9 protein-coding genes are annotated in these 11,579 nt (G+C 55.5%); 6 read left to right on the top strand and 3 right to left on the bottom strand.

The features are described from left to right. Positions 1 to 124: 124 nt before the first annotated feature. The 4 genes from NYE69_RS26830 to NYE69_RS26815 all read left to right on the top strand — a co-directional run bounded on the left by NYE69_RS26830 (position 125) and on the right by NYE69_RS26815 (position 6,382). On the top strand, positions 125 to 2,308 hold the full coding sequence (locus NYE69_RS26830) for a methyl-accepting chemotaxis protein (protein WP_340928830.1): 2,184 nt from the start codon (positions 125 to 127) through the stop codon (positions 2,306 to 2,308). 408 nt (positions 2,309 to 2,716) lie between these two features. Then, complete coding sequence (locus tag NYE69_RS26825) at positions 2,717 to 4,495, top strand: peptidoglycan D,D-transpeptidase FtsI family protein (RefSeq protein WP_340928827.1); 1,779 nt, start codon at positions 2,717 to 2,719, stop codon at positions 4,493 to 4,495. 182 nt (positions 4,496 to 4,677) lie between these two features. Beyond that, positions 4,678 to 6,111, top strand: a complete 1,434-nt coding sequence (locus NYE69_RS26820) for a polysaccharide deacetylase family protein (RefSeq protein ID WP_340928825.1) — start codon at positions 4,678 to 4,680, stop codon at positions 6,109 to 6,111. Between the two features lie 88 nt (positions 6,112 to 6,199). Continuing rightward, a complete protein-coding gene (locus NYE69_RS26815; protein WP_328273184.1) occupies positions 6,200 to 6,382 on the top strand; it encodes a hypothetical protein in 183 nt (60 codons plus the stop codon). Positions 6,383 to 6,466: 84 nt separating this feature from the next. Here NYE69_RS26815 and ilvD read toward each other — a convergent pair whose 3' ends face one another. From ilvD to NYE69_RS26800, 3 genes are all read right to left on the bottom strand, one after another. After that, entirely contained in the window at positions 6,467 to 8,152 is a 1,686-nt protein-coding gene (gene ilvD / locus NYE69_RS26810) for a dihydroxy-acid dehydratase (RefSeq protein ID WP_328273183.1), read from the bottom strand. 193 nt (positions 8,153 to 8,345) lie between these two features. Then, positions 8,346 to 8,603 carry a KGG domain-containing protein gene (locus tag NYE69_RS26805; RefSeq protein WP_340928822.1) on the bottom strand — a complete coding sequence of 86 codons (258 nt, stop codon included), beginning with the start codon at positions 8,601 to 8,603 and terminating at the stop codon, positions 8,346 to 8,348. 129 nt (positions 8,604 to 8,732) lie between these two features. Then, positions 8,733 to 9,788, bottom strand: coding sequence for an acyltransferase family protein (locus tag NYE69_RS26800; RefSeq protein ID WP_340928820.1), 1,056 nt, complete (start codon positions 9,786 to 9,788; stop codon positions 8,733 to 8,735). A 213-nt stretch (positions 9,789 to 10,001) separates the two neighbouring features. Here NYE69_RS26800 and NYE69_RS26795 point away from each other — a divergent pair, with 213 nt between their 5' ends. Together NYE69_RS26795 and NYE69_RS26790 are read left to right on the top strand one after the other, a co-directional pair. Next, positions 10,002 to 10,778, top strand: a complete 777-nt coding sequence (locus tag NYE69_RS26795; RefSeq protein WP_340930544.1) for an HAD family hydrolase — start codon at positions 10,002 to 10,004, stop codon at positions 10,776 to 10,778. 37 nt (positions 10,779 to 10,815) lie between these two features. Next, the gene (locus tag NYE69_RS26790; RefSeq protein WP_328273143.1) at positions 10,816 to 11,568 is read left to right on the top strand and encodes an NAD-dependent protein deacylase; all 753 of its coding nucleotides are present in this window, start codon (positions 10,816 to 10,818) and stop codon (positions 11,566 to 11,568) included. The last annotated feature ends 11 nt before the right edge of the window (positions 11,569 to 11,579 follow it).

Here is an 11,579-nt window from a genome sequence, read left to right as displayed (position 1 = left end):
GAGGAGAACGTCAGTTATTGTCGAACTATTTACTGACGGAAGTCATACATACCAGTAGTATTAAGGCATGACCTCAAGCCTATTTGGCAGAGGGTGCAACTATTATGAGTGGTGGGTGATCAACATGAGTCTGGTTCCAAAGAACGAGGACCAACAGGCGGACAGCAAGAAAAAGGCGAAAAGCAAGAAAGGGGAGCGGACGGAATCCAAAAAAGGAAACACCGGCAAACCGGGTTTTGACTGGAAAGCGGCGGCGGTTTCGTTGAAGGACAAGCTGCCCAAACAGATTAATCCATCCAAATCGGTTGGCATACGTTTGTTTTTGATTTTCTTCGTGGCGATTATGGTGTTTGTACTAACGATCGGCATTTTGTCTTCCCAGATGGCGAAGGCGACGATCCAGGACAACGCCGAACAAGCGAATTTGCAGACGATTGTGCAGACCTCCCAAAAGCTCGATATCGTTTTGCAAAAATACGAAGAGAATCTGCAGCAAATGTTCCTGGACGACGAAATGCAGAGTGCGATTATGGACGCGTCCTTGTCGGAGGTTTCCGAATATGACCGGTTCACGGCAACGAATAAAATGAGAACTCGTTTGAATACGCTGACATTTTCCACTACGGGCGTTGCCGCCGTTTATATGCTCTCCCCGGACAAGGTCATTGACGATGTCACTTCCGGAAGCGCCGATACGGCTTTCCTGGGAACGGTGCGGGAGCAGCCGTGGTTTGAGGACGTGACCAAATCGTCCAAAACGATGTGGATCAACGTGCCGGAACAAAAAGCGGGCTCCTCCGTGTTCCGTCTCGTAAGATCCGTACAAAGCGTTAACAGCATGAAGCGGTTCATTCTGATCGCGGACATCAATCTGGAAGTGCTGAACGGTTACCTGCAGGAAGTAAATTTGGGCAAAAACTCCAAGCTGCAAATGGTGAACGACCAAAATATCGTCGTCGGTTCATCGGCGGCCGGGGATGAAGGCAAAGAATCGGAATTTAAGCTTGGCGAGGCCGCCGCAAACGAGCCTTACGGCAGCTTCCGGACGGCCGATGCGAACGGAAACGCCGTTTTGGCCGTGTTCAATACCCAGCAGTCTTCCGGCTGGAAATTGCTTGGCACCGTTGACGCGGGAGAATTGACCCAGAGCGCCAACGCCATTTTGCTGGTTACGATTTTCTCGCTGCTTGGCGTCGCCATTATCGCGATTTTGATCGGCATCTGGATGGTGCGGATGATCGCGCATCCGCTGGGCAAATTGAAAAACCTGATGGAGGAAGGTTCCAAAGGGAATTTGAACGTCCGGTTGGAGCTTAAGGTTAAAGATGAAATCGGGCAATTGGCCGACAGCTTTAACGTGATGATGGAAAATATCACCTCGCTGGTGAAGCAAACGAACAGTTCGGCGCAGGAGGTTCTCGATACCGCTACCGAACTGACGCACGCCTCCAACAAAACGGCGCTTTCCGCCAAGGAGATCGCCATCGCGACGGAGGAGATCGCCAACGGGGCAACCAGCCTGGCGAACGAAGCCGAGCGCGGCAACGAACTGACGGAGAACATTTCCCGGCAAATGGAACGCGTGATTCAAACCAACAAAGAGATGGAAGCATCGGCGCGGCAAGTCGAGAAGTCCAGTCAATTGGGTACCGAATATTTGAACGGCCTTCTGGAAAAAACGAATATCACGGGAGAAATGGTCAATGCCTTGACGGACAAAGTCAATTCTTTGAAAGCAAGCACCAATTCCGTCATGAAAGTGCTTGACGTGATGCAAAACATTACGCAGCAAACGAATATTTTGTCCCTGAATGCGACAATTGAAGCGGCCCGGGCAGGCGCGGCAGGCAAAGGGTTCATGGTTGTCGCCGACGAAATCCGCCAACTGGCCGAGCAATCGCGCCAATCGATTACGATGGTCGGGGAAATTACCGATACGATTCAAAAGGAAATGAACGAAACGGTCAAAGCGCTCTCGGAAGCGAGCCCCTTGTTCCAGGAGCAAGCCAACTCCGTACAGGAAACCAGCCAGATTTTCGTTTCCGTTCAAGAGCAAATGGAAGGCTTCGTGCGGCATCTCGATTCGGTAACGGCTTCGATCGACGAGTTGAACGAAGCGCAGACGGTGCTGTCGGAAGCGATGAGCAATGTCAGCGCCGTCGCGCAGCAGTCGTCGGCCACCTCCGAAGAAGTGGCTTCGCTCAGCAGCGAACAGCAAACGGTTGGCGATCAATTGGTGCAGTTGTCGAACAAGCTCGAAAACGTATCGGTCGGCCTGAAAGAATCGCTGTCCAAATTTACGGTTTAGGCATATTGCACCTAAGCAAATACACAGCCCTGCAAATCAGCAGTTGATTTGCGGGGCTGTTTGTTTTTTAAGACGGGTGTCTGCGCTCGATAGCTGTAAAAGATACAGTTATGGATCGGGAAATGGAGCGGGGCGCTTGTTTAGATGTAATTTGCGCAATTAAATCTGCACGATTCGAAGGTATGGCGCAAGTGATGGGGTGTAGTTGCAGGAAAGGCAATTAAAACGGATGAACCCGTTGCTTCGTTGAGATCTAGTTGTACGTTTTGCAACTATTCCTACGGGCCGCCAGGCTGTTGCTGGCATTGTCTGCTGTAGCTGGCAGGACGAACTTTTCTATTTCAAGCAGCCGCCCCTGGTGTGAACCCGCTTTTCCCAGGAAATAATAAGGGACAAGGGGGGCGAATCATGTCATTATTGCGCAAAAAACGCATTTTTTATATTTTGCTGTTGTTTACGGTCGTGCTTGGCGTGTTTGCCTTGCGGATGGCCTGGATCCAAGCGGCTTCCGCTTTCCGGGCGGCCACCGTCGGCGGCAAAACGATCAACGAACTGGCCGTGCGGCAGCGGGAAGAAAGCATCGAATTGGACCCGGGAAGAGGCAACTTCCTCGATCGGAACGGCCTTCCATTAACCGGCCGGGTAGCCTGGTCGCCGATTCTTTTTCCCGTAAAAGACGTCCCGGACGGAGAAGCGCTGCGTAAACTGGCGGCCTTGCTTGAGGTGACTCCTGCGGAGCTTCGGTCAATATGGGCCGAATTGCGGAAACCTTATGTTTGGCTTCGGGAAGGGGAGAAACCGCTACAACTGACCGAAGCACAGGCAAGCCGGCTGCCCCGGCTTGAAGGGCTGGAAGTGTTGCCTTATGTAACGCGTTATGATTCGGGAATGCGCGGAAATCAGTGGCTGGGTTATGTCGCTCAGCGCCCGGATGTCATCCGGCGGCTGCGCCGGGATCAGCCGCGCACCCCTTTGCCGATGGCCCTTCAAGTCGGAGCGGCCGGGCTGGAAAAGACATTTGACCGCTATTTGCGGGGGATCGGCGGTGTGCGAGCCGCTTTTACGGTAGATGGGCAGAAACGGCCGCTGGATGGTTTAGGCACGCGGATCAATGCGAATGGCAGCCGTTATTATCCTTTGCAAATTAAAACGACGGTGGACGAGGGAGTGCAAAGGGGGATCGAACGGCTTGCCGCCGAGATGAACGTCAAGGAAGGAGCCGTCGTCGTTCTCGATGCGGACAATGGGGACATTGTGTCGATGGTTTCTTTGCCGTTTTACGATCCGCGGCATGTGGATCCGAAGCGGCCGGACTGGGCCAACAAAGCGGTAAAAGCGGCGGTTCCGGGGTCGATCTTCAAAACGGTTGTCGCGGCAGCGGCGCTTGAGGAGCATGTTTCCTCCCCGCATGAAACCTTCCATTGCAGCGGACACTACGGAAAATACGGATTGTCCTGCTGGAAGGAAGGCGGTCACGGTACGATTACGCTGGAGGAGGGATATTCCCGTTCCTGCAACATCGTATTTGCAGCGCTGGGGGAAAGGCTGGGACCGGCAAGGATCGCAAAAGCGGCGTCCAAGCTTGGGCTTGCCCGCCAGGTAGGCTGGCAGGCCGAACGCTTTCTGGACGGGGACGATCTCAGACAGCTGGATCAGGAGGAAGCGGGAGCCGTTTTTAACGATAGGTCTAAAGTGGACGGAGGCGCGCTTGCCCAGACGGCCATCGGCCAGCGCGATGTGCTTGTCTCTCCGCTCCAGGCGGCCAACCTGGTCGTTACGCTGCTGCACCGCGGCCAGGTGACGGCGCCGCGGCTGGTCAGCGAAATCCGGTTTAAGGACGGTTCGCTGCTGGCCGGTTTCCCGGTACAAGCCGCGCCGTCTCCCGCCGGGCAAATTTCGCCCCGTACGGCGGACACGCTGCTGTCCTGGATGAGGCTGGTGGTAACCGAGGGCACGGGACGCTCGCTAAACCGGGCCAAATGGCCCTTGGCCGGAAAATCCGGGACGGCCCAGGTGCCAAAAGGCGGCGTAAACAAAAACCATCAGTGGTTTATCGGATACGGGCCTGCCGATCAGCCCAAATATGCCGTCGCGGTACTGGTCCAAAACCGCCCGGCAGGCTCGGCGCATCAAGCGGCCGAGCTGTTCCGCAGGACGATGGATTTGCTGGCGTCGCGCGGTTCGTAAGGCATGTCCGGTGCTGAAAACCTGACTTTTAGTACTCGTACTTTAAGCCAATGGCGCAAAAACTTCCCTGAGCTTTCCCCAAAAAAGTACGCCTAAACCGGCGGGGGATATGATAAAATAATGTAGATGCTATGCTAAAAAGCATGCCAAAGTCATTGATCATTGAAAAGTGGGGAAAGCATATGGAGACTTTGCTGCTATGGTTGTTTTATATTTCAACGCTGTACGCTTTTATACCCGGATTAATTACCCGGATTTTCGGGTTTCGCGTATTCAAGCATGGGAGCAATGAGAAGCAATTCGCGCTGACTTTCGATGACGGCCCTGATCCGAGATATACGCCGCAGTTGCTTGACTTGTTGAAGCGTTTCGGAGCCAAGGCCACTTTTTTCGTCGTCGGTACGAACGCGGAGAAGTATCCCGAATTACTGAAACGGATGCATGAAGAGGGCCATTTGATCGGGACCCATAATTACGTCCATAAAACCAATTGGCTGATGGGGCCCGCCGCCGTAAAAAAACAAATCCAAAAAACGAACAAAATCATTTACGATGCCACCGGAGTCCGGTCTCATTATTACCGCCCGCCATGGGGGATCGTGAATTTGTTCGATTTCGCGGGCCGGGGCGATACGCAAATCGTGTTGTGGTCGGCGATGTTTAGCGATTGGCGCGTCAAAGTCGGCGCGAATCGGTTAACGGAGCGAATGATGAGGAAGCTTCGCGGCGGAGAAATATTTCTGCTTCACGATTGCGGCGCTACGTTGGGAGCAAACAGCGATGCGCCGCGGGAAATGTTGGTCGCTCTGGAACGGGTGCTGCAGGAAGCCCAGCGGCGGGGACTGCAAAGCATCCGGATCGATGAAATGATCCAAGAGACGGAGGCTGCACGCCAGATGAAAAGAAAAGCGAAGCCAGTGACGAAGGAGACGGAACCCGGGCGGAAGAAGCCGGCATCCATATCCGGATTCAAAAGATGCATCGTTGCCCTGTGGCTTTTGTGGGAGAAATTGTTCCATTTCGTTTTTCAGCTTAAGGTCGTCGACGAGCACAATCCGATTCTGCATTTTCGGGAAGCGACCTATCATGGCAAACCGGTGGCTATGACCGGAGGAACGTCTTTGGAGCAGGGAGACCGGATATTGGAACTTCATCTCGATAACAAGACCTTGTTTCAGTACAGCACACGCGCCAGATCTTCGGTCCAGCTTGCGATCCAAATGATCCGCGCCATGGAGAAATCGTTGCCCCGGTTAGCGGAATACGTAACCGCTCATCCGGAACTGAACGACGTTAAGGCCTTGTACGGCGTAACTATGATCAACCGGGGACCGGAGCAGTTTGGTTTTACCGTCACGGACTTGCCCAAAGGCTGGTTTGCCCGTTCCTCCCATTTTTATTTGAAATTATTGATGAGTGTTGTTCATCCGGAGGGGAGTTCGAGGTTAAAGCAGCATACGGAAGAGATGGTTCCAAAGCTGATCGTGATGCCGATTGACTATTTGATCAGTGAATTTATGGATTCCGGGCACCGCCGCCACCGTTTGGCCAAAGAGCAGCACGCCGCGGCGGAGGAAGATGAGATGGCATTGCGTACAACGCTGCCTTGCAATTAAAACCAAGCGTTACGTTATAACTCAAGAAGCCGTCCCGAGCAGGCTTGAAGCTGCTTTTGGGGACGGCTTCTTGATTAGATAGACAACGATGTATACCTTTATTTTGTTTGCCGGAACAAGCATTGGCCCGGTTCTCGCTCTGCAATTTATAAGAGCCGGCAGTTTTGCGGTGTCGTTCGCACTCTTTGCATGGGTGCTGGGGATCGGGCTAATCGCCGCGCTCCTGCTTGACCGCGAAACCGATGAAAGCCCGCTGTCCGCAAACAAATGATCCCGCTGATCAAAAAATAAAAAAACCGCCGGAGCGGGTGCTCCGGCGGTTTTTGCGATGCGGATAAAACAAAAATTAAGTCAATTAGATCTTCATGACGCCGCCGGAGCTCGCGTTGGTGACGAGCTTGGAATAACGGGCCAGATAGCCGGTTTTCACCTTAGGCTCAAAGCCTTTCCAGTTCGCTTTGCGGCGGGCCATTTCTTCTTCGCTGACATGAAGCTCGATTTTGCGGTTATTCAGATCGAGCTCGATGATATCGCCGTCTTCCACGAAAGCGATCGGACCGCCTTCAGCGGCTTCCGGCGAAATGTGGCCGATGCTGATGCCGCGGGAGGCCCCGGAGAAGCGGCCGTCGGTGATCAGGCCGACTTTGGCGCCCAGGCCCATCCCGACGATTTGCGATGTCGGAGCGAGCATTTCCGGCATCCCCGGACCGCCTTTCGGCCCTTCGTAGCGGATGACGACGACGCAGCCTTCCTTGACTTTGCCGTTGGCGATGCCTTCCAAAGCTTCCTCTTGGGAATCAAAGCAGACCGCGGGTCCTTTATGATAACCGCCGACGGATGGATCCACGGCGCCGACTTTAATGACCGAGCCTTCCGGAGCCAGGTTGCCGTACAGGATCGCCAGACCGCCTTTTTCCGAATAAGGTTTGTCGATCGGATGGATGACGCTGTGGTCGAGGATCTCGCATCCTTCAACGTTTTCCGCGATCGTTTTCCCGGTGACGGTGATTCGATCGCCGAAGATCGCTCCCGGTTTCTTGAGCAGCTCGTGGATTACGGCGCTCACGCCGCCGGCGCGGTGCACGTCTTCGATAAAAATATCGGATGCCGGGGCCAGCTTGGCGATATGCGGCACGCGGTTGGCCACTTCATTGATGCGCTCCAGCGGGTAATCGACTCCGGCTTCCTGGGCCAAAGCGAGCGTATGCAGGACGGTGTTCGTGGAGCCGCCCATCGCCATATCCAGGGCGAACGCGTTGTCGATCGATTCCCTGGTGACGATATCGCGCGGTTTAAGGTCCAGCTTGATCAGTTCCATCAGTTGGGTCGCGGACTTCCGCACGAAATCGCGGCGTTCTTCGGAAACGGCCAGAATCGTGCCGTTGCCCGGAAGCGCCAGGCCAAGAGCTTCGGCCAGACAATTCATCGAATTGGCGGTGAACATGCCGGAGCAGGAGCCGCAGGTAGGACAGCCGTACTGTTCAAGTTCCAGCAGTTCGCTGTCGTCGATTTTTCCGGATTGATAAGCCCCAACGCCTTCGAAAACGGAAGTCAGGGAAAGCTTGCGGCCTTTGCTGTCCACGCCGGCCTTCATCGGGCCGCCGCTGACGAAGATGGTCGGAATGTTGACGCGCAGCGCGCCCATCAGCATGCCCGGCGTAATTTTGTCGCAGTTCGGAATGCAGACCATGCCGTCAAACCAGTGCGCCGAAACGACGGTTTCCAGGGAATCGGCGATGATTTCCCGGCTCGGCAAGGAGTAACGCATACCGATATGCCCCATCGCAATGCCGTCGTCAACACCGATGGTGTTGAATTCGAACGGAACGCCGCCCGCCTCGCGGATGGCCTCTTTTACGATTTTGCCGAATTCTTGCAGATGCACGTGCCCGGGAACGATATCGATATAAGAGTTGCACACCGCGATAAACGGTTTGCCGAAATCTTCTTCCTTGACGCCCGCCGCCCGCAGCAAGCTGCGGTGAGGCGCCCGGTCGAAGCCTTTTTTGATCATGTCAGAACGCATTTTCTTGGCTGTCATGATGCCTATCCCCCCCATGATGGTTTAGATTTTGTAGCTTTACACTGCTAAAGGTTTTCTCTAAAGTCTATCACAAGTAGTTATCTTTTTCTAGCGGGGATCACAGGGAGCAGAACAAAGGAAAAGCCGGGCTTGCTCCCGCGAAAACAAGAAATCCCCGAATTTTTCGGGGACTTCACAATAATAGCAGCTTTTAGTAGCTTTTGCTGCGGGTAACGCCGCCTTTGCGGCCGATATTGCGGTAAAATTCTTTATCGTGCTTTTGGGAGGTGGCTTCGCCGCCCTTTTGGCCGATTTCCTGATAGAATTCCTTGCTGTGCGATTTGGAGGTAGCCTCCCCTCCCTTTTGACCGATTTCCTGGTAAAATTGTTTGCCGTGGGTTTTGGCGGTGGCTAGACCTCCCAAACGTCCTGCTTCTTCACGAGTCATTTTCTTTCCATTCCTTGCCATGAAATCCCTCCTAATCTGGTTGGTAAATAAATGGTATGATTTATTTACCACAGATTTGCCTTTTGAAACGAATTTCGCAAGGAAATAAGGCCATGTTCTCGGTTATGCGTAAAAAAGCGGACTGTGGGCCTATGAATGTTTGCCCGTTGCGCCTACTTGGCGAAAGGCCCGGCGTTCCAGCTTCAGCAGCCAGGATACCGGCGGCTCGATAAGCGGGGAGCTGCACATCCGCACCCAGCGGCGGGTGAGCAGCCATGTCAGCGCCACGGCTCCGGCCACGACGCCGAGGGCGGCAGGCAGGCTCCGCACGGCGGCATAAAGCGGGGAAACCGCAGCCAGGCGGACGATAAAGCCGTGCAGCAGGAATACGTAGAGGGTATGGCGTCCCATCTCGGTGACTTTGCTCTTTTTTGCCGGAACAAATCCCCAAAAAACGATTCCCGCAAACAGCTGCAGCGGATAGAGCAGCAAGCGGAAAACGCCGGCGTACCATTCCGGATGCCCGAGCTGGCCGTAGGTCATGCTGCCGTACAGCCATCCGGGGGCGATATTCGCTCCGCCGAGGGCGATCAGGCCAAACCAGGCAAGCGACAGGGCGATGGCGGCAAGCCGGACTTTCCGGGTGAGCAGACGTTCCATACGTTCAAACGAAAAATGATAGCCTGCGATAAAAAAGGGCAGGTAGACAAACGTGCGCGACAGGCTCAGCCAGCTTCCGTCCACGGGCAGATAACCGGCCAGCACGGCCAGCGCGATCGAGAAGGCCAACTGATGAAGCGCAGGCCATTTTCGCAGCATAAGCTGCATCAGACGCCAGCCCAAATGGCTGGCCAGGAACCAGAGCAGCAGATAAGGGGCGAAAAAGGAGCGGTGGATGCCGTTTACGTGAAACACCGCAGCATCCAGCAAGGAATAAAGGCTTTGGAAAATGACGTATTGCAGCCCGATCTGAAGCAGCACCTTGCGCCCGGCCTCGCCAAGCAAATTCGCCTTGGCAAAATACCCCGTCACGAACACGAACAAAGGCATATGAAAAGTAAAAATCCACGTGTAAAGCCAGGCCATGCCGCCGATCCGCCCCATCAGGGGTTCGATGGCGTTGCCGACGAACACGCAGACGATCAGCAGAAAGCGCAGGTTTAGAAAAAACGTCTCGCCTCGAGGGGTGATGCCGGTTTCCGTCATGTCGTTTGCCTCCTCCTCATTCCCACTAAAAACTCAAAATTTTAAATATATAACTCAAGTATTAAGGTACGATGTTTGCCGGCAAAACTTTGTGATAGAAATCACAATAGAAAGCGCTGCCACTTGCTGCAATTATGTCGAACTGATGAACCCCGGCGCCAAAATGGTATAATGGAATATATCACCATGGATTTCCGGAAGGTTGGGGTGCGGATGGCGAATATTCAGGCGGCGGGGCGCCTTGTCCCTTGCCGGGGCATACTGTTTGACAAAGACGGCACGCTGCTCGATTTCATGGCGCTTTGGGGAAGCTGGGCGGAGACGCTGACCGGCTTCGTGGAGCGGGAGTTGGAAACGCTGGGAGCCGCAGGCCTGTTCAACAAAACGGCGGTGCTTGGACTGCGGCTGGACGAGGCGAACCGCGTCAGCGGGTACGACCGCACCGGTCCGGTCGCGATGGGCACGGAGGAGGAAGTCACCGCGCTTCTGGCCGGCCCGCTTTATGCCGCGGGCGTTCCCTGGAACGATGCGGTAAGCCGGGTGCGGGAGTTCAACGCGGCGGCGCTGGCGCAGCTCAAGCGGCGGCGGGAGGCGCGGCCGCTGCCGGGCTTGCGCGAGTTCCTCGACGCTTGCCGGGAAGCGGGGCTTGCGCTGGCGGTGGTCACTTCCGACACGACGGCGGAAGCTCTGGAGCATCTGGAATGGATGGGCCTGCGCGAGCGGTTTGGCAGCGTGGTCGGCCGCGACCGGGCCCGCCGCGGGAAACCCGATCCGGACATGGCGCTTTTGGCCTGCCGCGAGCTGGGCATTTCCCCGGCGGAGGCCGTGGTCATCGGCGACAGCAATGCAGACATGCAGATGGGCAAGCGGGCCGGCGCCGGGCTGACCGTCGGGCTGGCCGCTGCGGAGGACGGGGCGCCCCCGGGGACAGCTTATTTGCGGGATGCGGACGTGATCGTTTCCGGTTATCGGGAACTCTCGGTGCGCTAAGGCGGCGCGAGCAAAATTTAAGGAGGAATTCAATGCGATGAACAGTGAAACGCAAACGGAGCGGCTGGCGTCCTGGGTGAAGGAAAGCGGCCGTATCGTGTTTTTCGGCGGTGCCGGCATTTCCACGGAAAGCGGGATTCCCGATTTCCGTTCGGCGGCGGGCATCTACCAAACGGAGAAGGATTCGCCCTATTCCCCGGAGGAGATATTGAGCCGCCGCTTTTTCGACCGGCACCCGGAGGTGTTTTTTGACTTTTACAAATCGAAAATGATCCATCCCGAAGCCCGGCCGAACCCGGCCCATCTCTTTCTCGCCGACCTGGAGCGCGCGGGGAAGCTGGATGCGGTCATTACGCAAAACATCGACGGTTTGCACCAGCTGGCGGGCAGCCGCAAGGTGCTGGAGCTGCACGGGTCCATTCACCGCAATACTTGCATGACATGCGGCCGCCGCTACACGCTGGAGGAAATCATGAGCGGAAAAGAGACGGTTCCCCGCTGCGAATGCGGCGGCATTATCAAACCGGACGTCGTCTTGTACGGTGAAAGTTTGGACAACGAGGTCATCGAGGCGGCGGTGTCCGCCATCGCTGCGGCCGATCTGCTGCTGATCGGGGGAACGTCTTTGACGGTGCAGCCCGCGGCTCATTTGGTCACTTATTTCCGCGGGGACAAAACGGTGCTCGTCAACGCCTCATCCACCGCTTACGACCAGCGGGCCGATCTGCTGATTACGGAACCGATCGGCGCCGTATTCGGCGAAGTGGGCAGACAGCTTGGGCTGCGTTAGCGGCGAGCCCC

Source organism: Paenibacillus sp. FSL R5-0527, assembly GCF_038008055.1.
GTDB lineage: Bacteria > Bacillota > Bacilli > Paenibacillales > Paenibacillaceae > Fontibacillus > Fontibacillus macerans.
This window is presented reverse-complemented; position numbering and strand designations above follow the sequence as displayed.

What these genes read in the sequence shown, in the direction of transcription:
- NYE69_RS26820 (WP_340928825.1), top strand. Translation starts at nt 4,678, where the DNA reads ATGGAGACTTTGCTGCTATGGTTGTTTTATATTTCAACGCTGTACGCT.
- NYE69_RS26830 (WP_340928830.1), top strand. Translation starts at nt 125, where the DNA reads ATGAGTCTGGTTCCAAAGAACGAGGACCAACAGGCGGACAGCAAGAAA.
- NYE69_RS26805 (WP_340928822.1), bottom strand. Translation starts at nt 8,603, where the DNA reads ATGGCAAGGAATGGAAAGAAAATGACTCGTGAAGAAGCAGGACGTTTG.
- NYE69_RS26795 (WP_340930544.1), top strand. Translation starts at nt 10,002, where the DNA reads ATGGCGAATATTCAGGCGGCGGGGCGCCTTGTCCCTTGCCGGGGCATA.
- NYE69_RS26790 (WP_328273143.1), top strand. Translation starts at nt 10,816, where the DNA reads ATGAACAGTGAAACGCAAACGGAGCGGCTGGCGTCCTGGGTGAAGGAA.
- NYE69_RS26800 (WP_340928820.1), bottom strand. Translation starts at nt 9,788, where the DNA reads ATGACGGAAACCGGCATCACCCCTCGAGGCGAGACGTTTTTTCTAAAC.
- NYE69_RS26825 (WP_340928827.1), top strand. Translation starts at nt 2,717, where the DNA reads ATGTCATTATTGCGCAAAAAACGCATTTTTTATATTTTGCTGTTGTTT.
- ilvD (WP_328273183.1), bottom strand. Translation starts at nt 8,152, where the DNA reads ATGACAGCCAAGAAAATGCGTTCTGACATGATCAAAAAAGGCTTCGAC.
- NYE69_RS26815 (WP_328273184.1), top strand. Translation starts at nt 6,200, where the DNA reads ATGTATACCTTTATTTTGTTTGCCGGAACAAGCATTGGCCCGGTTCTC.